At 34.4% G+C, this 20,107-nt stretch carries 19 protein-coding genes and 1 other annotated feature; of the genes, 2 read left to right on the top strand and 17 right to left on the bottom strand.

The window, feature by feature from the left end; translation table 11 throughout:
• Positions 1 to 75: 75 nt before the first annotated feature.
• The 9 genes from IGJ02_RS09955 to sufC form a co-directional block, all read right to left on the bottom strand.
• The gene (locus IGJ02_RS09955) at positions 76 to 3,255 is read right to left on the bottom strand and encodes an SIR2 family protein (RefSeq protein WP_208928004.1); all 3,180 of its coding nucleotides are present in this window, start codon (positions 3,253 to 3,255) and stop codon (positions 76 to 78) included.
• A 699-nt stretch (positions 3,256 to 3,954) separates the two neighbouring features.
• Complete coding sequence (locus IGJ02_RS09960; RefSeq protein WP_430601875.1) at positions 3,955 to 4,881, bottom strand: hypothetical protein; 927 nt, start codon at positions 4,879 to 4,881, stop codon at positions 3,955 to 3,957.
• An 11-nt stretch (positions 4,882 to 4,892) separates the two neighbouring features.
• Positions 4,893 to 5,510, bottom strand: coding sequence for a hypothetical protein (locus IGJ02_RS09965; protein WP_208928006.1), 618 nt, complete (start codon positions 5,508 to 5,510; stop codon positions 4,893 to 4,895).
• Positions 5,500 to 5,991 carry a hypothetical protein gene (locus tag IGJ02_RS09970; RefSeq protein WP_208928007.1) on the bottom strand — a complete coding sequence of 164 codons (492 nt, stop codon included), beginning with the start codon at positions 5,989 to 5,991 and terminating at the stop codon, positions 5,500 to 5,502. The genes IGJ02_RS09965 and IGJ02_RS09970 overlap by 11 nt, the downstream gene beginning before the upstream one ends.
• A gap of 184 nt (positions 5,992 to 6,175) precedes the next feature.
• Positions 6,176 to 7,570, bottom strand: coding sequence for a Fe-S cluster assembly protein SufB (gene sufB, locus IGJ02_RS09975; RefSeq protein WP_069654610.1), 1,395 nt, complete (start codon positions 7,568 to 7,570; stop codon positions 6,176 to 6,178).
• Between the two features lie 27 nt (positions 7,571 to 7,597).
• Positions 7,598 to 8,065, bottom strand: a complete 468-nt coding sequence (sufU, locus tag IGJ02_RS09980; RefSeq protein WP_069639886.1) for a Fe-S cluster assembly sulfur transfer protein SufU — start codon at positions 8,063 to 8,065, stop codon at positions 7,598 to 7,600.
• Positions 8,052 to 9,287: a cysteine desulfurase gene (locus tag IGJ02_RS09985; protein WP_430601877.1), complete on the bottom strand. Its 1,236-nt coding sequence runs from the start codon at positions 9,285 to 9,287 to the stop codon at positions 8,052 to 8,054. Before IGJ02_RS09985 ends, sufU begins: the two co-directional genes overlap by 14 nt.
• The gene (sufD, locus tag IGJ02_RS09990; protein ID WP_430601878.1) at positions 9,284 to 10,570 is read right to left on the bottom strand and encodes a Fe-S cluster assembly protein SufD; all 1,287 of its coding nucleotides are present in this window, start codon (positions 10,568 to 10,570) and stop codon (positions 9,284 to 9,286) included. Before sufD ends, IGJ02_RS09985 begins: the two co-directional genes overlap by 4 nt.
• Before the next feature lie 14 nt (positions 10,571 to 10,584).
• Complete coding sequence (gene sufC, locus IGJ02_RS09995; protein WP_010763366.1) at positions 10,585 to 11,355, bottom strand: Fe-S cluster assembly ATPase SufC; 771 nt, start codon at positions 11,353 to 11,355, stop codon at positions 10,585 to 10,587.
• Between the two features lie 327 nt (positions 11,356 to 11,682).
• Here sufC and hemH point away from each other — a divergent pair, with 327 nt between their 5' ends.
• Together hemH and IGJ02_RS10005 are read left to right on the top strand one after the other, a co-directional pair.
• Positions 11,683 to 12,621 (top strand): ferrochelatase, encoded by a 939-nt coding sequence (hemH, locus tag IGJ02_RS10000; protein WP_430601879.1) that lies wholly within the window; start codon positions 11,683 to 11,685, stop codon positions 12,619 to 12,621.
• 160 nt (positions 12,622 to 12,781) lie between these two features.
• Positions 12,782 to 13,354 (top strand): hypothetical protein, encoded by a 573-nt coding sequence (locus IGJ02_RS10005; RefSeq protein ID WP_430601880.1) that lies wholly within the window; start codon positions 12,782 to 12,784, stop codon positions 13,352 to 13,354.
• Between the two features lie 82 nt (positions 13,355 to 13,436).
• Here the strand turns inward: IGJ02_RS10005 and IGJ02_RS10010 are convergent, their stop codons facing one another.
• The 8 genes from IGJ02_RS10010 to IGJ02_RS10045 form a co-directional block, all read right to left on the bottom strand.
• Positions 13,437 to 14,270, bottom strand: a complete 834-nt coding sequence (locus IGJ02_RS10010) for a MetQ/NlpA family ABC transporter substrate-binding protein (RefSeq protein WP_430601881.1) — start codon at positions 14,268 to 14,270, stop codon at positions 13,437 to 13,439.
• Positions 14,271 to 14,291: 21 nt separating this feature from the next.
• Positions 14,292 to 14,978: a methionine ABC transporter permease gene (locus IGJ02_RS10015; protein ID WP_430601882.1), complete on the bottom strand. Its 687-nt coding sequence runs from the start codon at positions 14,976 to 14,978 to the stop codon at positions 14,292 to 14,294.
• Positions 14,971 to 16,005 (bottom strand): methionine ABC transporter ATP-binding protein, encoded by a 1,035-nt coding sequence (locus tag IGJ02_RS10020; RefSeq protein ID WP_430601883.1) that lies wholly within the window; start codon positions 16,003 to 16,005, stop codon positions 14,971 to 14,973. The genes IGJ02_RS10015 and IGJ02_RS10020 overlap by 8 nt, the downstream gene beginning before the upstream one ends.
• A gap of 258 nt (positions 16,006 to 16,263) precedes the next feature.
• Positions 16,264 to 16,508, bottom strand: a binding site (T-box leader).
• 48 nt (positions 16,509 to 16,556) lie between these two features.
• Positions 16,557 to 16,892 carry a glycine cleavage system protein H gene (locus tag IGJ02_RS10025; protein ID WP_010763361.1) on the bottom strand — a complete coding sequence of 112 codons (336 nt, stop codon included), beginning with the start codon at positions 16,890 to 16,892 and terminating at the stop codon, positions 16,557 to 16,559.
• Complete coding sequence (locus IGJ02_RS10030) at positions 16,892 to 17,248, bottom strand: arsenate reductase family protein (RefSeq protein WP_430604098.1); 357 nt, start codon at positions 17,246 to 17,248, stop codon at positions 16,892 to 16,894. The genes IGJ02_RS10025 and IGJ02_RS10030 overlap by 1 nt, the downstream gene beginning before the upstream one ends.
• Positions 17,249 to 17,266: 18 nt before the next feature.
• Positions 17,267 to 18,451 (bottom strand): FtsW/RodA/SpoVE family cell cycle protein, encoded by a 1,185-nt coding sequence (locus tag IGJ02_RS10035; RefSeq protein WP_010763359.1) that lies wholly within the window; start codon positions 18,449 to 18,451, stop codon positions 17,267 to 17,269.
• A gap of 289 nt (positions 18,452 to 18,740) precedes the next feature.
• On the bottom strand, positions 18,741 to 19,352 hold the full coding sequence (locus IGJ02_RS10040; RefSeq protein WP_430601884.1) for a hypothetical protein: 612 nt from the start codon (positions 19,350 to 19,352) through the stop codon (positions 18,741 to 18,743).
• A gap of 15 nt (positions 19,353 to 19,367) precedes the next feature.
• Positions 19,368 to 20,099, bottom strand: coding sequence for a hypothetical protein (locus IGJ02_RS10045; protein WP_430601885.1), 732 nt, complete (start codon positions 20,097 to 20,099; stop codon positions 19,368 to 19,370).
• Between the last annotated feature and the right edge of the window lie 8 nt (positions 20,100 to 20,107).

Consider the following 20,107-nt stretch of genomic DNA (forward strand, 5'->3'; position numbering starts at 1 on the left):
CCATATCGCTTCATGTTGAGCCTTCCAACACTGCTTTAATCCAACGATTTGATAGTCAGCTTACAAATTTCAACTTTAATCAATAGCTCTTTTCAACTCATCAATCTCTAATGGTGAAAGAACCGTTGAAAGATTTGCATGACCTGCAAGTCTTTTCTTTGATTCCAAAGGTAATTGTTGCATGATACTTAATAAAGTACGACTGCCAAAATAACTTTTTTCAATTTTTGAATTTTCTATCAATAAAAAGAACAGCTTAATCAATAAATCTTTTTTCTCACTATTTTTTTGTTCTTTGAGACTATCAGGAAGTGAATGAATGTTTACCTTCCCTTTATAATCAGAAATGTTTTCTTCAAATACCCGTAAAACCTTTTCTCCTTTAGATAATACAGTGCTGTCTTCCTCTAAATAATAAAGAATGTCTCTTCCAAAATCACCTTCCTTATCATGCAGCATTATTTCTCGAAGCCACTTCTCTTCATACTCAAACTCAAATTCACTTTGAAAAATAAGAGAGAGCATCCAAGAAAAATTGATGTTATTCCAATTTATCTCCATTCCTTCATCACTAGGGTTTATCTTAGATAGAGCAAGAAAGAACAGATTATTTTGATTTACATTATTTACATAGCCTTTTTTCAGTAACTCTTGACCTACAAGCTTAAATTTATCTAAATCACCTTGTTTGAATCCGCTTATTGAAAAAGAATATCCTTGGAAAGTATTGATCGTAACCTTTTCTAAATCTATTGAATTATCAACTGTTGTCAAAGCTCCCAGCGTAAATTCTCTAAATTGATTGAAATTAACTTTAGCTACAATCTCTTTAATTACACCACGTTTAGACTTGTCCTTTTTGTTTATTAATATCAGTATATCCAAATACCTTCCTAACTCAGTATTAATAAAATCATCACGTTCAATTAATTCAGGTCTCTCTTTATTTGTATACACATAGTTATAACTAAGCTTATTAACCTCGACTTGAAATAGCTTTTCAAAAGCTTTATGTTCAAATTCCTTTTTAGAAATCAACTCTTGGAAGAACAATTTTTCTTCCCAACTAAAACTATCTGAATTGAATTTTTCTAAAAATATATTTAAAGCCTTCTCTTTTAAATCAGAGTTATAATCATCCGTTAAAATTTTGAGAAAAAGTCTATCAAATTTTGGATATAGAAGTGACCCCTTATCAATGATTATCTTCTCTATTTTTTGCGAAACTACATCATTTTTTTTCAATACATTTAACAAATAATTAGAAGTTTCTTTATTGGTTTTTTCAGAATAAAAGTCTTCTCTCTGTGAAAATGACTCATCTTGACCACCTAATAAAATCTCCAAGATTGATTCTTCATTTTCTTTAAGAATCTGACTACTGTCTATAAATGAACGAGGATGAACAATACTAGCAGGTCCTGATTCAATCGCATTTTCATAAACTTCAAGAGCATCCTCTCCTATTTCTGTTTTATGATTTCTTGCAAATTCATTTAGCTCAGTTCCAAAAATAGTATCAGTAAAATCAATTTTAGCTATTAACTTGTTAACAATAGGATTAGGCAATTTCTTTTCATTATCAATATTAACTAGCACTCGTTGAAATAGACGCGTTTCCAATAAGGGTTCGGGGAAATTCTCTAAAATAAACGTATCTTCGAACAATAATTTTTCATCTAAAAGGGAATTATATATAATCTTTATTAACCCATCCATTGAAATAATTTCATCAAATGACCAATAGAGATATATTCCTTCGTCCTTTACTGACTCGATAATTGGCGTAATCATTTCATTTCTAAAATTAATTTTAAGACTCTGATCACCGTAAAAAATATTTCTATGACGTGAAATTTCCTGTTGAAATTGTTCACTTAGCCAATATCCCATCAAATCTGAATCACCTGAAAAAGATGTATTAACTAACGATTGATTTTGTGCCAAATGTTTTCTTATTTCATTAATATCTTCGTTTGAAATATTATCTGAGTTCAGAAGTTGTTCATACACTTCAAAAAGATCTTGGCAGTAAATATTTAGTTTTTTATTCTTAAAAATTTCAACAATTATTTTAAGTTGTTCAGTGTCTATATTTTTAAAATTTTTACTAACCATATTCCAAAAACTACTGATATTACTAATTTTCTTCAATAAGATCTGACTACGTAAAGTAATTTTTAAAATCTTCTTTTGCAAATCAATATCATCCGTTTTAAAAATATCAGATAAATAATGTTCATCTTCCGAATATTTCTCAAGTATTTTCTGATAAATTTCTTTATCGGTTGATATACTGTGGAGTATAGCCCAATCCTCACTAGACTTAGCCACTTCTAATTTTCTCTGAACAGAACTTACCATTTTCTCTACTTCTTTTGGCAAATCATCATAATCATCACCATACCAAAAAATGGTTGTACGATTATTGTTTTGGTAGGTTTGATTATAAAGGTTTCTGAACTCTGGAGATTCATTCCGCTCTGTTTTCATCATCGCAAAATTTTTAGATGTTGCTGGTAATAAGGATAAAATCTCTTCTTCTTCCATACTACTTCCAAGAAATAAAACAATAGGTTGTTTCATTTCAAACCATGTTCTTAATTTCTGAAATTCCTGTGTTTCTTTTAAATATTGCCGAGAATAATCCAATGATGAATTAACAAAATAATGCCCTTCTCCTTCTGTAGTTCCATGCAAATGCAACACATCACCAGATATTAGTCTACTACTCCAATTGGTAAATTCATGTAGATTATTTATAGTTTTAAATGCATCTTTCTGCTTGATACGTTTCAAATGTTTCTCAATTTCGAAATCATAATTTGAAGTTATAAAGATTGGATCTAATTTTATCAATTCAACTAACACACTATTTTCTAAATAATCTGGTACGACTTCTTTAAAAAAATATTTTTCAAAATTAAGCTTTACATCGTCAAAGTCTTCTCCCAAAATATCGTGCAACAAAGTATGTAATAAATCAATCTTTCTTTTTGGACCATTTTTTGATCTCAAGATTTCATCAAATTGCGAAAGCAATTTATTTGATACTTCTATCTTTCCCCCCGCAACATGTTGTATATTGAATTGCCAAAAATGAATTAATTTTTCAATATAACCATTCCAGTTAGGATAGCCTTGCGAAAGTGAAATACCTGCTCCTACAAAAACAACTAGATTAAAGTTTTTTACTGCTCCTGCTAATGAATCAACTAACTCATCAAATTCGTTTTCTGTATAATAATTGCCCATAATAATCTCCCGTCTTACTGCAATAATTTAGTTAGCATTATTTCAATCTTATAAATAAGTATTATTTACTTTTTTTCTTCAATAACTCTAACATTTTTATATCAAACTTTCTACTGTTCAACCTATTTTAAACCGATACAAATTTATAAGTTCACCGAAACAAAAATAGTATTATTCTAGGTACTACTGGTACTAATATTAATACTACTTTTATTTTCAGATATTAAAAAAACTAGGAATGCCTAGATAACAGCGTTCCTAGTTTTTATTTTGTTATTAACCAACTGAACCTTTCATTTGAGATTTTACAAATGAATGAGCTGGAAAACCAGTCATATTAACAAATCAATATTTTCTTATTAAAACTAAATGTCATTGAAAATCAAGCGATTGTCATTCAAAAATTGTGGACACTTAGGAAAGAAATTACCCGAGTATTCATCGGTTGTTTTAGAATATAAACTAAATCCATTAAAAACTGCAAAGAAAGCAAAAAATATTGACAATGTTCCAAAATGACCATTTTTAATAATAAAAACTCCTTTTGAAAAAGTCATTTGATAAAAAAACACCGCAAATGATAGTAGATCTAAATAGACACGACCCTGGATTCACCCAATAAAAATGAGTATCTATATTCTGTGATATTATACTTAGCGGATCAGAAAACAATTTTACTTTTGTTTTTAAACCTCAAAATTATTTTTTTTTCAATAACTCTGTAATATTTTTTTTAATAGTTTTTCCTATTTCATTAAAAAATGCTCGCTCTTTTTTTTCACTCCAACTAGCCCTTGGTGGTGTCTGTGCATTTGAAAAAACTTTTATTAGATTAGGTATAAGCTCTATGAATGATCTTAAAAGTATTCTTGATTTTACAATTTCTTCAATACCAAACATATCGGGTCCTTCATAATCAATTATAGACACATCTATGAAACTTTCTTCTCCTAAAGTAATATCATAAAAATGGTTATCATCTTTAATTTCTAAATTCACTTTCGATATATTTTGATTTTCAAATAAAAATAAAAGAGTTGTCAACATATTCAGAATTCTTTTCCCAGTTCCTTGGATTGTGTTTATTTTGTCTTCTGTTTTCCCCATAAAACCTGTTAGACTTTTTAGGTACAGGCTTGAATTCACGCCTAACGGTAGGCTAGGATTTTCAATTAAATTATATACTAACCAAATAAAAAGGTCTGACTTAATACCACCTATAGTTTCTTCTTTAATTTCATGTTTTCCCTCATAACCGTGCAATTTCCTTAGTATAGATAAAGTAGGTTGTGTATATCCTCTATTAACTATATACTTAACTTTATTTTTATGGCTGTAAATTATTATCTCATAATCTTCAGTTCTAATTCTCTTTTCTCTATTACTATTTTTTTTTTCACTATTTCTAACTCTTTCAAATTGAAACTCTAAAAAATTATACTCTACAGTTTCATTATTTAGTTGTATACTTTCATTTTTTGGAAAAGCTTTTGTTATTCTAAAAGATAAATTACTATTATCAAATGGATCTATACTAGGTTTAAGCCATTCAGAATAAGACATTATATGATCTATTAAGCTATCTATATCTCTATTTATCGTATTTTGCCACTTTGAATATACCATATTGACACCCCTTAATTTTGTTTCAATTCTAATTTATTCTTTTTAAGACTAACAAAACCTAACCAGATTGGTTTTTCTAAAACAAGGTAATCTTTATCACCCTTGTTGTATTCTTCCAAAACTAGACTTAATTTAATTGTTCTAACAGTTGAAACGTCCTTCTTATATCTGGATATCATTTTGTTTATATCTAACTCGTAATTTGAACCGCCTGAGTCAATAGAAATAAATTTTCTACTTGAATTTTCATGTAACTGAATCATATAAGATTCAGGACATACCAAAGTAATACTCTTATAAGTTTTCCTAACTTTTCCTTTGGCTACTATTTTCATTTCTATATCCATGCTTTTTGCTAAATCTGATTCTGAAAAAACAATCTTATTAGTTTCTTGATTTGGGTAGCTAATATTTACGTCAATATGTAGTAAGCGATTGCTGACGAAATTAAACACTAATGCAAATATCACACTAAAAACAAAATTATAAAAACCAATGTCTAATGATGCCAAAACTTTTTGATCAGTTATATTTAAAAAAATGGTTGCAAGCGGAAATTTATATGCACATATACATGAACCTATCATTAAGAATAAGACTTTAACTTGTTTTAACACTTCACTCCCCATTAAAATACCTCGTTAAAACTGGAACAATGAAATTATTAAATATTTCTTCATCTCCGAAATATATACCATTTGATAATATTTTTGCATTGTCGTAGTTTCCGCCTCGACCTACAATTTTTATTTCACTAATATCTATAGATTCATTATCATAACACCAAGACAATTCCTCTATTAATCTTACTACATTTGAGTAATCAGTTCTCATAGAAAGAATTATCTTATTAATATTCTCTTGTACTTCTAAATCATCTTCGCTTCCTATTTTCAGAGCTGCTACTATATATTCTTTATTATTTATTGCAGTTTCTTTTATTAGCTCTATCATAACTTCAGAGTTAAACAAAACTTGACGGCTATTTTCCTGTTTTAATTTTTTTATCAGTTGTGAATATGAAATCTTCTTAGCATCATAAGAAATTAATTGAAAAGAGTAACAATTATTTTGGAAATGTTTAAATATTTTTTTATTTTCTACATTCATATTCCATCCCCCATTTCTTATATCAAGATAATTATATCAAGCATTACAACACATTACTATTAAAATTCATAAAAATTTGGCTTTTATTTCTAATTGGCGTTAATTTTATTGTTACTTTCTACATCACAAAACAAAAAAAGCCAGAAATACCTGCAATCAGACATTTCCAGCTTCCAAGATTTAATTACCCGACTGATCCTTCCATCTCATAACTAATCAATCGATTCAATTCAACCGCATACTCCATCGGCAATTCCTTCGTAAACGGCTCCACAAATCCCATAACGATCATCTCAGTCGCCTCAACTTCAGTCAACCCACGACTCATCAAGTAATAAAGCTGTTCTTCCGAAATCTTCGAAACCTTCGCTTCATGCTCTAACGCCACTTGACTGTTATGAATCTCATTAAACGGAATCGTATCCGATTTCGATTTATCATCCATAATGATCGTATCACACTCAATATGTGAAATCGAGCCAGCACTATCTTTTCCAAACGTTACTTGACCACGGTAATTCACTTCACCGCCGTCTTTGGCAATTGATTTAGAAACGATCGAGCTTGATGTATTTGGCGCATTATGAATCATCTTCGCCCCTGTATCTTGAATTTGGCCTTCCCCAGCAAATGCAATTGAAAGCATTGTGCCACGAGCACCTTTTCCATCTAAATAAACACTTGGGTATTTCATCGTTGTTTTAGCACCTAAGTTTCCGTCGATCCACTCGACAGTGGCACCTTCATAAGCTTTGGCACGTTTTGTTACCAAGTTATAAACGTTATCAGACCAGTTTTGGATGGTTGTATAACGTGTATACGCATCTTTATGGGTAAAAATCTCAACAATTGCTGCGTGTAAGCTATTACTTGTATACGTAGGTGCTGTACAGCCTTCTACGTAGTGAACACTAGCGCCTTCATCCACGATAATCAGCGTACGTTCAAATTGTCCTGTGTTTTCCGCATTGATTCGGAAGTATGTTTGTAATGGCACATCCACACGAACCCCTTTTGGTACATAGATAAATGTTCCACCAGACCAAACTGCTGAGTTTAGTGCTGCTAATTTGTTATCTGTTGGTGGGACTAATTTTGCGAAATATTTTTTGAATATATCAGGATATTCTTTCAACGCTGAATCGGTATCTGTAAAGATGATTCCTAATTTTTGGAATTCTTCTTTCATGTTGTGGTAGACAACTTCTGATTCATATTGCGCTGAAGCTCCAGCTAGATACGCACGTTCCGCTTCTGGAATCCCGATTTTTTCAAAGGTTTCTTTGATTTTATCTGGTACATCATCCCAATCACGAGCAGGTTTGTCGCTGGCTCTTTGGAAATATTTGATTTTTTCAAAATCAATATCAGATAAATCTGGTCCCCATTCTTGCATAGCCATTTTGTTGAATTGTTCCAATGATTTTAGGCGGAACTCTAACATCCATTCTGGTTCTTCTTTTTTACGTGAAATTTCTCTAACAACTTCCTCTGTTAGTCCATTTCCCGTACTGAAAATTGGTTTCACATCATCATGAAAACCAAATTGATACTCTTCTAACTCAGGTACAGTACTCATAGGCTCACGCTCCCTTTTGATTTATTTCTATTCTTCGCAGTGTAATTGTCCTGCGGTTCCTTGTCCGTCATTTTCAACTGCTTGTTCTAACGCTTTCCAAGCAAGTGTTGCACATTTAATCCGTGCTGGGAATTTTGCTACGCCACTAAGCATCGCTGCATCACCTAGTTTTTCTTCTTCTGGTACATCATTTCCTTGTACCAATTGAGAAAAATCTTCAGCCAACTGTTCTGCTTCGGCTAAGGTTTTCCCAATCACCGCATCTGTCATCATACTGGCACTCGCTGTACTAATCGAACAACCACTGCCACTAAACGCAATATCTTTAATGACATTGTCTTCAATAGCTACTTGCAATTCGATTACATCGCCACAAGTTGGGTTATTCATTTCGATTTTCTTGCTTGATTCTGCTAATGTTCCATGATGATGAGGATGACTTGAATGATCCAAAATCACTTGACGGTATAAATTATCTAATCTAGATAGAGCCATGTTGGAAAAACTCCTTTGTCGCTAAAATTGCTTCGATCAATCGATCCGCATCTGCTTTTGTATTATAAAGATAGAAGCTTGCACGAGCTGTCGCCGGAACGTCTAAATATTTCAGTAATGGCTGGGCACAATGATGTCCTGCACGAACTGCCACTCCTTCCATATCTAAAGCCGTCGCTGTGTCATGTGGATGTAATCCATCTAAATTAAACGCCAAAACACCTGTATGATGGGCTGGATCTTGCGGCCCGTAAACCGTCAAACCTTCGATCGACAATAGTTTTGGTAATACGTAAGCTACTAATTCTGCTTCATGTTGATGAATTTCTTCTAATCCGATCTCTGTTAGAAAATCGATGGCCGCACCTAGAGCAATTGCTCCAGCAATATTTGGTGTTCCTGCCTCAAATTTCCAAGGCAATTCTTTCCAGGTACTATCATACAAATTCACGAAATCGATCATTTCACCACCAAATTCCACGGGTTCCATTTGATCTAGTAATTCACGTTTTCCATATAATACACCAATTCCAGTTGGACCACACATTTTATGCCCACTGAATGCGTAAAAATCAGCATCAATTGCTTGAACATCCACTGGCATATGTGGTACAGCTTGAGCACCATCGACAACTAAGACAGCTCCGTGGCTATGAGCTAACTCTGCCAGCTCTGCCACTGGATTGATCACGCCTAAAACATTGGATACATGCGCGATAGAAACAATCTTGGTTTTATCCGTGATTTGTTTTTTCGCACTTTCCATATCTAAAAAGCTATCTGCTGTGATCTCGATATATTTCAAGGTTGCGCCTTTTCGTTCAGCTAACTGTTGCCAAGGAATGATGTTAGAGTGATGTTCCATATAAGAAATCACAATTTCATCCCCTGCTTCGACCGCTAAATCACCATAGCTTTTTGCGACCCAATTTAAACTAGTCGTTGTACCTCGGGTAAAGAGCGTTTCTGCTGTTTCTTTGGCATTGATAAAGGCTCTAACTTTTTCACGAGCTTCTTCATACTCTTTCGTGGCACGTTCGGCCAAGGTATGCACACCACGATGGACATTAGCGTTATCATGTTCGTAATAATAAGTCAGTTTATCTAAAACTGCTTTGGGCTTTTGAGTTGTTGCTGCATTATCCAGATAAACAAGCGGCTCGTCATTGACTTCTTGAAACAAGATGGGAAACTGCTGACGAATCTTATCTGCGTTTATCATGCATTCAACTTCCCTTCAATTACGTCTACAAATTCTTTTTGCACATCTTTCACAGGAATCGCCGTAATAACTGAACCTAAGAAGCCACGGATAACCAAACGTTCCGCATCATCTTTACGTAAACCACGGCTCATTAAGTAGTACATTTCTTCTGGATCAACACGACCAACACTGGCAGCGTGTCCTGCAGTTACTTCATTTTCATCGATCAATAGAATTGGGTTCGCATCGCCACGGGCTTTATCAGAAAGCATTAAGACACGACTTTCTTGTTGAGCATCCGCCCCTTTAGCGCCTTTTAGGATGTGACCGATTCCGTTGAATGTTAGAGTTCCACGTTCGCGGATAACTCCGTGTTGTAAAATGTGTCCCACTGAGTGAGACGCTTTATTGGTTACACGCGTATCGATTCCTTGCGTTTGTTTGCCCGCACTGATTGCCACGACTTTGACTTCTGAGTGAGAGCCTTCGCCTACTAAATCTGAATCAAAATCAGCAACCACGTCACCGTCATTCATCACGCCTAACGCCCAATCAACAGATGCATCACGCATAATGTGTCCACGACGGTTCATATACGTTGAAACATTTTCGCCTAATTGATCGACAGCTGAGTATTTCACTTTTGAACCAGCTTTGGCAATCACTTCAACGACGATATTCGCTGATACTTTGACTTTTTGATCGCCAATTGTTTGGAATCGTTCTAAATAGCTGAACTCACTATGTTCGTCCGCTACGATCAATACATGTTTGAAGAAAGATTCTTCACTGGCTGAATCTTGAATAAAGATTGCTTCGATTGGTTCTTCAATGACAACATTTTTCGGTACATATAAGAATACACCGCTATTCATAAAGGCTGTGTGGAAAGCCGTTAATTTATCTTCATCCATTTCAACTGCTTTATTCATATAATATTCTTTGACTAAATCGCCATGTTCTTGCAAGGCTGTAAACATGTCAGTGAAAATTACACCTTGATCGGCTAATTTCGCTGAAAGTTGTTCAAAAGCTGTAATCGACCCTTGTTGCACGATCACTGGATTGTCTTTCATTGCATCAAAGCTTGGGATATTCATCGTTTCAGGTGCATACTCTTCAGTATTCACATTAAACAAAGGCCAACGGTGAAATTTCACACGTTCGATCTTTGGTAATTCTAAGTTTTCAGCTTTTTCTAAAGCCGCTACACGTAAGTCGGTCATCCAAGTAGGTTCTTCGTTACGGGCTGAAAAAGCGTTGATGTCGTCAAGATAATTCGCTGTTGTTATTTCCTTCATTTATCTTGTCCTCCTTATGCTTCTTCTTTGTATTCGATACCTAATTCTTGGCTGATTCCTGCATAGCCTTCTGCTTCTAAACGCTTCGCCAGTTCAGCACCGCCAGTTTTCACCACACGGCCTTCCATCATGATATGCACCACATCAGGTGTGATGTAGTTCAATAGACGTTGGTAGTGAGTGATGATCAATGCACCAAAGTTTTCACCGCGCATTTCGTTTACGCCTTTTGAAACAACTTTCAACGCATCGATATCTAAACCAGAATCGATTTCATCTAAAATGGCAAATGTTGGTTCCAACATCAATAATTGTAGGATTTCGTTCCGTTTCTTTTCCCCACCAGAGAAGCCTTCGTTTAAGTAACGTTCAGCCATTTCTTCTGGCATATTTAGTAAATCCATTTTTTTATCTAATTTTTTGATGAATTCCATCACTGAAATTTTGTCATCTTCATCACGTTTGGCGTTGATTGCCGCACGCATGAATTCAGCATTCGTAATTCCTGGAATTTCACTTGGGTATTGCATTGCAAGGAATAAACCTAAACGGGCACGTTCGTCCACTTCAAGTTCTAATACATTTTCTCCATCAAACAAGATTTCGCCTTCTGTGACTTCGTAATTAGGATTTCCCATGATGGCCGCAGATAAGGTTGATTTACCTGTTCCGTTAGGCCCCATGATTGCGTGGATTTCACCTGTTTTCATGGTCAGGTTAACCCCTTTTAAAATCTTTTTATCTTCGATTGATACGTGTAAATTTTTAATTTCTAAAACGGACATGTACAATTCCCTCCAACTTAAAATAATTATTTTATCGTTCTCACTCATTTTATCCTAATTGAGAATGATAAGCAATCTCTTTACTAGAATAATTCTTATTTAATCTAGGTTTTGTTTGTGAAAAAATGGACTTAATTAGAATCTTTCTAAAATGGTTATTGTTTTATTATCTGCCTTTTCTCTATTCTACTCAACCAAATATTGGTGATGATTAGCTAAGTTATTTTGATTTTCCTTATTCTTTGTGAGATAATTTACAATGATTTCAGAAAAATGTTGACTAGAGCAAAACGCATTTTGTCCTAGCCATTTGAAAAGAGGGTTTTAATGTCTAAAAAAGGAATTATTATTGTTAATTTAGGGACTCCAGATAAACCTGAAACGAAAGAAGTTCGAGCCTATCTTAAACGTTTTTTAGGAGATAAACGAGTAATTGATACCCATCGTTTGATCTGGCTACCTGTTTTACATGGCATTATTTTACGAACTAGACCAAAAAAAACAGCTGCGTTGTACCAACAGATTTGGCAAGAAACGGGGTCGCCTTTACTTCTTTATACGCAATCCCAAGCAGAGCAGCTGCAAGAACGCTTTCCAGATCATGTTGTACGCTATGCAATGTCCTACAGCAAGCCTTTGATTCCAGAAGTATTAAAAGAAATGAACGATCTTGGTGTTACCGATATAACGATTATCCCGTTATATCCACAATATTCAACGACTACCACAGCACCCATTTTTGATGAAGTCGCTAAGTTTTATTTGAAAGCTGAAGCCATTCCCAGCTTACATTTTATTCAATCATTTTATGATGAGCCACTATATATTGACGCTTTAGCAAAACAAATCAAACACGCTTTAACAGAAAAAAGAATCGATAAGATTGTTTTCTCCTATCACGGTATCCCCGTTTCTTATGTTGAAAAAGGGGATCATTATTTAGAACATTGCAACCAGACAACTCAAGCTGTGATGGAGCAAGTAGGGGATATTCCTTTCATAAGTACGTTCCAATCAAAATTTGGGCCTGCTGAATGGTTGACTCCGGCTACTGATCAAACCCTAAAGGAATTACCTAAGCAAGGGGATAAGAATATTTTGATCTTGACACCTGGGTTCGTTTCTGATTGCTTAGAAACAATAGAAGAGATTGAAAAAGAAAATTATGGTTACTTTATGGAGAACGGCGGAGAACATTTCCATTATATTCATCCCTTTAATGATAACCCGATTTTTGTTGATATTTTGGAGAAGATCATAGACTAAGATAATTATCACTTAACCTCAGTGTTTAAATAACAGTCTTCAAAACGACAAAATTAAACTTTAAGAAAAAAATACATTGCAACAACGATCACATTTCGTTATAATTGTATTAACATTAAATATTAATTTAACGTTAATACAATTATAAGGAGTGTTAGAAATGAAAAAATTCACAAAATTATTAGGTCTATGTTTCTTGGTTCAGTTGGGAATATTTTACAATGAAATACTTGTTGACGCAGCCTATGACCCAGCTTATACGGACTTTGTGCCTGATCCCCAAGCCAACCAAAAAGCTATTGAGATTTTAGAAGAAAATGGAGCATTGGATTCTTGTCCTGTCCCAATAGAATATCTAACCACAGAGGAACCACCACAATCATCATACAACCCTAAAATGAATATGAGAGCAGCTACAAGCCAATATTATATCGCTCAGACGGGATCAATCAAAGACAATCAAGGAAGAAAAAGAACTGCTTTTCGTAGTCATGCTTTAGCACCTTCTGGGTTTACTTGGCATGAGAACGGTATTGGTTCTTTATATGTAACTGGCAATATGAATGCCTTTAGTTTCAGACCGAACTACGTTTCAGATTATGGTACAAGTTTTTGGTATAACGGATACTACTATCGACTATTTAGATTACACAGTACAGATTGGGGAAGCAGCAGTAATGTATGGCTTTCTGCTTGGAATACCAATAGCCTTGTTTATAACGGCGGAAACTAGATCATAAATAAGGCACATAAAAACGAAAAAAGCACTATAAACCAATAATAAATGGTTTATAGTGCTTTTTCATTTTATGAATTTATTTAATTGGTGTAATAGAACCGTTCCACTTCTCTAAAATCCAATCTTGTATTTCTTTACTTTGTAATACAGATACTAATTTTTTTATACTTTCCTTATCTTTGTCATCTTCACGTACAGCGACAATATTTGCAAAAGGAGAATTTTCTTTTTCTAATAACACTGCATCTTTTTTAGGTTCTAAGCCCGCTTGATAAGCAAAGTTTGCATTGATAGCTACTAAATCTCCTTCATCATTTTGATACGTAGTCGCAAGTAATTCTGGATTAATATCATGAACAAATTTCAAATTTTTAGGATTTTTTGCAATATCATCAAAAGTTGCTGTTGCTAAATTCACACCGCTTTTAACTTTAACTAACCCTGCATCTTGTAAAATCGTGATGATTCTGCCCCAATCAGATTTCGAATTAGAAGTAATAATTGTTGCTCCTTCTTTTAATTCTTTAACATCTTTAATTTTTTTTGAGTATAAGCCCATTAGCTCAATGTGAATATTTCCAGCATTTGCAAACTTATAACCGTTATCTTTTACTTGCTCATCAAAATATTGAATATGTTGAAAGTAGTTCGCGTCAATTTCACCTTCAGCTAAAGACTTATTTGGTAAAATATAATCGCTAAATTTAACAATCTCTAAGTCAATACCTTCTTTTTTCAATATTGGTTTAACTTGTTCTAAAATTTCTGCATGTGGCGTTGGTGAAGCACCAACTTTTAATACTGTATCATCTTTTTTTGCATCTACATCTTTTTTAGTCGAACCACCACATGCGGCTAAAGCAAGTGTTAAAGCAATAATCGCTACAAATCCAATTAGTTTCTTCTTCATAAAAACATCTCCTATCTCTTTTTATCTTTTATCTGTTCTTTTGGCAAAGAAATCTCCTAACCCCTGAACAATAAATACAATGATTAAAATAATAAGTGTTGCAACTAAAGTAACTGTGAGATTGCCTAATTGATAGCCTTCTTGCCATGCCAAACCACCTAAACCACCTGCACCAATTGCGCCCGCCATTGCCGTATAACCAATCATCGAAACACTAGTTACAGTCAATCCAGAAATTAATGCTGGAATACTTTCAGGAATTAAAACTTTCAAAATCACTTGACCATAATTTGCTCCCATAGCTTCAGCCGCCTCTAAAACACCAGCATCTACTTCACGAAATGCAATTTCTACCAAACGAGCATAAAAGGGCGCCGCTGATAAAACTAAAGCAGGGATAGCGGCAGTCGCACCAAGCATTGTGCCAACAATCATTTTTGTAAATGGAATAATTAATACCATCAAAATCATAAATGGTATAGAACGAAATATATTACTGACTAGCGAAATCACTGCATATAAAATTTTAGCGTAGGTTTCTTCTTTCCTACGAGTGGTATATAACAATAAGCCTAACAATAAGCCAAATACTAAAACAAATGCCATTGAAATTAAAGTCATATACAATGTATCAAAAAATGCTTTTTGCATCGTTTCGGCATTGATTTTTTCAAAATTGAAATACGTTTCTGAGAAGCTTTTATCCATGAGTGACTACCTCCACTCCTAACTGTCTGTTTTTAAAGAATTCTAATGCTTTTTCAATTTCAATAGGATCTCCAAGTAAAATCACAGTAAGCGTTCCAAACGAACCTTCTTTAGTTTGTTTGACATCTCCATGTAAAATTGAAATATCAATATCAAATTCACGAATAGCTTGAGAAATGACTGGCTCATTTGTACTTTCATTATCAAAATGTAATCCGACGATTTTACCGTTTGGATTTTCTTTAATCAATTCCTGTAATAACTCTTCCGTATCTTCTTTTGGTTCTAATTCTTGTTGAACAAAACGTTTTGTAACAGCTTGTTTAGGGTGTCTAAAGACTTCTAACACATCGCCTTCTTCAACGATTTGACCCAGCTCCATTACAGCAACTTTGTTACAAATCTTGCGAATCACATGCATCTCATGCGTAATCAATACAATTGTCAGATTCAATGTTTTATTGATTTCTAACAGAAGGTCCAATACTTCATCTGTTGTTTGCGGATCTAATGCACTTGTTGCTTCATCACAAAGTAAAATTTCCGGATTATTAGCTAGTGCTCTGGCAATCCCTACACGTTGCTTTTGTCCACCAGATAATTGACTTGGATACGCATCTCCACGCCCTTGTAAACCAACTAAATTTAAAAGTTCTTGTGCACGTTCTTTTCTCACGTTTTTTGGAACATTTGCTAGTTCTAACGGTAACATGATATTTTCTAAAATCGTTCTTGACCATAATAAATTGAAATGTTGAAAAATCATCCCAATTTTTTTACGAAATTGACGTAGTTCTCGATTCGCCATTTGCGCAACATTTTGCCCTTGGATAACAACTTCACCTTGTGTTGGTAATTCTAAGCCGTTTAATAAACGAACTAAAGTACTTTTACCAGCACCCGAATAACCAACGATTCCATATATATCCCCTTGATCGACTGTTAATGAAACATCGTTAACAGCTGTTACTTGTCCGCTTTTTCCGGAAAATTGTTTTTGTACGTGTTGTAATTCGATTAGAGGCATTTTTTCCCCTCCGCTTTCTTTGGTTTTACTTCTTTTTTATTATACTACATGCTTTGTGCTATGTTGTGAAATAATCGACAGATTAATTTTCTTATTTTTATGACCTAGCTCGCCTATTTCTTATTTTGGCTTGGATTATGATTCGGTAGAAATAAAACTACTCTCACTTCGTTCGCCAAGTATTGTTCATCATCTACTATGGCGAAGCCAGTCGTAGTGATTCACAATAAAAAGCCTCCGTCCCTGTCATTAATCTGACAAAAGGACGAAAGCTTGTCTTTCGTGTTACCACCTTGATTTACCATTATTTCACAATAATAGCCTTATACAGTACTTGAATTCGCATACTGCCGTGCTGTAACGGGCACTCCCGTAATAAGTTCACCTTTGCTCACTTATTCCGCTCAAAGACCATCTTCCATCTCAATCGTGTTACCCATTTCCAGCAAACAGGGCTCTCTTCAAACACTTTTGGCATGTACTCTTCTTTTCAAAGCTTTTACTTTTATTGATGAAATTATAGCAATATCCAAATCGCTTGTCAATTATTATTACGCTTGATTCAATTCTGCTTCATCAACATCCGTTAAAATAGCGATCCAGGCATTTTTTTGATCTGCATCATCTAAAACACTAGTATCTTGTTCCGCTGCTTCATTAATTGCTACAATCGTTCCGCTGATTGGTGTACTAAATTCACTTACAGCTTTTTCAGCTTCCAATTCGATTAGTGAATCCCCTTTTTGCAGTTTTTGACCAACCTTAGGCATCGTTGCAAAAGTGATGTTTCCTAAATCTTCTTGTGCTTCATTTGTCAAACCAATTTTATAACCTGCATCTGTTTTCAAAATCCACAGACTATCAATTATTTTCACTTCTTCAGCCATTATTTAATAGCTCCTTCATAATCAGATTCTTTAAATCCGTTTGCTAAAAATTGATCTCCTTTAACAAAAATCGGACGTTTGATCAACATACCGTCAGTCGCTAATAATTCACTTGCTTCTTTGATTGAAAAATCATTGACTTTATCTTTCAACCCTTGTTCTCTATAACGAATACCGCTTGTATTAAAGAAACGGCGGACTGGCAAATCACTTTGCTCCATCCAGCTTGCTAACTGTTTTACAGTTGGAGGATTTTCGATCATATCAATCGTTTCGTATTTTACCTGATGCTCATCTAACCAAGCTTTTGCTTTCTTACAAGTTGAACATTTTGGATACCAGAAAAATGTGTACATTTTAACGCCTTCTTTCATTTAATAGTCTTCAATCGTTGCTTCTTTTTGATATTTCATTGACATAATCAATCCTACTCCTAGCATATTGCCTAAGATAGAGGAACCACCTTGACTGATAAAGGGTAATGGAATCCCTGTTAGTGGTAGAAGTCCAATATTCGCCCCGATATTTTCAAACACGTGGAATAAAATCATCATGATGATTCCAGTCGCAATGTAGGCATAAAATTCATTATTTGTCTCAAAACAAACACGAATCATGCGGTAAATCAAGATAAAGTATAGCAAAATAATAAAGCATCCGCCAATAAAACCAAAGTTTTCACCCACAACGGTGAAAATCATATCTGATTCTCTAACAGGTACATATACATCACTAACATTAAACCCTTTTCCAAGCAATCCGCCAGAACCAATCGCTGTGATCGCTAAAGCTGGTTGGAAAGAACGATCAGGATCATGATGGAATGGGTTCATCCATAAATCAATTCGATCAAACTGATACGGTTTAAACCCTACTGAATAAAGAAATTCACGTCCAGTGGTCGTGGTCACTAAGTAAATCGTGCCTGCACCTATTAGTAATGCTGCCAAAAACGCTGGTAAAATAATTTTCCAAGAGATACCTGACATCAGGAAAACTCCGCCAAAAATTGCTAAGAAAACTAGCATCGTCCCAAAGTCATCTTGTAGTAAAATCAAAATGATGACAGGCATTGTCACCAATAGCATTTTTCCAATTAGCCAAAAATCAGATTTTAGCGTTCGATTGACATTCTTCACATTATGCATCGTCACAACATATGCTAGCATTAAAATAAAGGCTACTTTCATCAGTTCTGAAGGTTGAAAAGTTGTCCCACCTATACTGATCCAGTTTTTAGAACCTGTTTGCGCTTCTAGATAAGGATCATAGAACTTTAAAAGCAGCCCCATCATAATCAATCCAATCACATAAAACACAGGTGTCAGTCGCCAAAGAAGCTTGGAGCTGAAATTCATCACAATCACAATACTGACGCCACCGACTAAATACCACAATCCTTGTTTCATCAACATATTGCCGATCTCTGGTCGATTTGGATCATTGCTTAACGCTACATAAAGCGACAGTATTCCGATGATTGAAAGAAGGAATACCGGTAAAATCACACCATAATCAATTCTATTATCTAAGTTACGCATTAGTTTATTTTTATTCATTCGTCATCCCTTTTCCTTAAATCATACGCTTTTTATTATAACTTTCTATAGGGAGAAAAGAAAGTATAGTATTGATGATTTTGGAAAAACTTTAGGGAAATTTTCAATTAATCTTTTTTCGTATTACGACAAACTTGTCATCTATAACTAAAAAACATTTTTTTGACTAGCTATGTTCATTTATTCTGTGATGAGTTTTTCTTTTTCATTACCAATTATAGAGTGAGATAATCAGAAAAAACAGTGTTATCCCACTCTATTTAACGTATAAAATTTTATAGAATTACTACTAATCTTGTAATCTAATAAAAATAGCCGACTTTAGACCACAACTAATTATCTGTCCTGTAATACTAGTTTCAATAGTTGCTCCTAAGCGATCACCTTTCTTTAATCTGGCACAATAGATTCCAAAACCATCATTTCTATTCTTCCAAGCGTTCGAACCCCAACCTGCGATTCGATCTTCACCACCTGCTCTGGCACCGTTTTTAGCAAAATTATAGTACCAATAGCCGTCTACAGTCCCAGATGGTTGACACCAAGATTGAATCAAAATGGCATAATACCCATCTTTATTGACGATAGCTTCATGCGTTGTTTTATTTACTGTCACCGGAATTTGTCCAGAAGTTCCTAAAAGGTTGCTGACCGTGTTGCCAAACCCAACTATTTTACCATTCAACGCTGTGCCTGATAATTGACCTTCCTTACCATCTATAACAGACATCTGAAAATTACCTTCATCTAATAATTTCATCCCTGCAAATAAAGGTGATTGAATAAAATTCTTAGATCCCGAGATATCTTGATCACTTGTTTTAGTTACAGTGTTTTCAAAATTCTCCTGAATCGTTTCTGCTCCATTTTCCATTCCTCTATAAATTTTTTCTAATTCCATCTTTTTTCCTCCTTCTTATTTACGTAATTCAAAAATAATTGAACGCAGATTTTCTTCATCAATAAGCATATAATTCAATTCATCAATTTTAACGATTGCTGCATCCGTTTTATAGTCAACTGGCAATGACACGATACTTTCTCTAGCGCCGATATGCGTAACTTGACAAGGGATCGACTGACTTGCTGAACCGCCAAATAGTCCTACGGGTTCTGTTCCTAAATTCATGACACCAATCCCATGAGTCCATGTGCGAACATTGATTTCGGGCTGTACACCTAAAGAATGGCCAATCGTCACATCAAAACCAATCGGTAAAAATTTAACAAGCAATTGTTCAATATTCTCTAATCGATCATCTAATACTGGAAATTTACCGTACAAATCGCTGCTTCTCGCATTAATCAGTTCACTATCAACTGTTGCATTTTGCTGAACCTCTCTAAATTGATCTTCTATTTTCGTTTGTCGCTGTTCAACTTGTGTTTGTCTTTTTTCTGTCTTTTCCGCAATTTCTTTAATTCGGTTGAATAACACACTGGAATATTCCGAAATTCTAGCAATAGATTCCCTTACATGACGACGCCACATTTTAGTTCTTACCCAAAGAGCATATTTTTGCGTCAGCGGATCGATCACACCAAATTTGATTGCTTCTTCGATTTCTTCCACATCTGTAGGATCTTTGTAATCGACCTCGTGATTTTCACCTGTGGGTTGTGTATCATAAAATTTTTGTTCTGACATTTTCTATT

The organism is Enterococcus sp. DIV0724b, assembly GCF_050531475.1.
GTDB classification, from domain to species: Bacteria; Bacillota; Bacilli; order Lactobacillales; family Enterococcaceae; genus Enterococcus_L; species Enterococcus_L haemoperoxidus.

Excerpts from the sequence above, each read along its gene's own strand:
- IGJ02_RS09965 (WP_208928006.1), bottom strand. The coding sequence starts at position 5,510 with ATGGGGAGTGAAGTGTTAAAACAAGTTAAAGTCTTATTCTTAATGATA.
- sufU (WP_069639886.1), bottom strand. The coding sequence starts at position 8,065 with ATGGCTCTATCTAGATTAGATAATTTATACCGTCAAGTGATTTTGGAT.
- IGJ02_RS10025 (WP_010763361.1), bottom strand. The coding sequence starts at position 16,892 with ATGGCTGAAGAAGTGAAAATAATTGATAGTCTGTGGATTTTGAAAACA.
- IGJ02_RS10045 (WP_430601885.1), bottom strand. The coding sequence starts at position 20,099 with ATGTCAGAACAAAAATTTTATGATACACAACCCACAGGTGAAAATCAC.
- IGJ02_RS09970 (WP_208928007.1), bottom strand. The coding sequence starts at position 5,991 with ATGAATGTAGAAAATAAAAAAATATTTAAACATTTCCAAAATAATTGT.
- hemH (WP_430601879.1), top strand. The coding sequence starts at position 11,683 with ATGTCTAAAAAAGGAATTATTATTGTTAATTTAGGGACTCCAGATAAA.
- IGJ02_RS10035 (WP_010763359.1), bottom strand. The coding sequence starts at position 18,451 with ATGAATAAAAATAAACTAATGCGTAACTTAGATAATAGAATTGATTAT.
- IGJ02_RS09955 (WP_208928004.1), bottom strand. The coding sequence starts at position 3,255 with ATGGGCAATTATTATACAGAAAACGAATTTGATGAGTTAGTTGATTCA.
- IGJ02_RS10010 (WP_430601881.1), bottom strand. The coding sequence starts at position 14,270 with ATGAAGAAGAAACTAATTGGATTTGTAGCGATTATTGCTTTAACACTT.
- IGJ02_RS09985 (WP_430601877.1), bottom strand. The coding sequence starts at position 9,287 with ATGATAAACGCAGATAAGATTCGTCAGCAGTTTCCCATCTTGTTTCAA.
- sufD (WP_430601878.1), bottom strand. The coding sequence starts at position 10,570 with ATGAAGGAAATAACAACAGCGAATTATCTTGACGACATCAACGCTTTT.
- sufC (WP_010763366.1), bottom strand. The coding sequence starts at position 11,355 with ATGTCCGTTTTAGAAATTAAAAATTTACACGTATCAATCGAAGATAAA.
- IGJ02_RS09960 (WP_430601875.1), bottom strand. The coding sequence starts at position 4,881 with ATGGTATATTCAAAGTGGCAAAATACGATAAATAGAGATATAGATAGC.
- IGJ02_RS10005 (WP_430601880.1), top strand. The coding sequence starts at position 12,782 with ATGAAAAAATTCACAAAATTATTAGGTCTATGTTTCTTGGTTCAGTTG.
- IGJ02_RS10040 (WP_430601884.1), bottom strand. The coding sequence starts at position 19,352 with ATGGAATTAGAAAAAATTTATAGAGGAATGGAAAATGGAGCAGAAACG.
- sufB (WP_069654610.1), bottom strand. The coding sequence starts at position 7,570 with ATGAGTACTGTACCTGAGTTAGAAGAGTATCAATTTGGTTTTCATGAT.
- IGJ02_RS10015 (WP_430601882.1), bottom strand. The coding sequence starts at position 14,978 with ATGGATAAAAGCTTCTCAGAAACGTATTTCAATTTTGAAAAAATCAAT.
- IGJ02_RS10030 (WP_430604098.1), bottom strand. The coding sequence starts at position 17,248 with ATGTACACATTTTTCTGGTATCCAAAATGTTCAACTTGTAAGAAAGCA.
- IGJ02_RS10020 (WP_430601883.1), bottom strand. The coding sequence starts at position 16,005 with ATGCCTCTAATCGAATTACAACACGTACAAAAACAATTTTCCGGAAAA.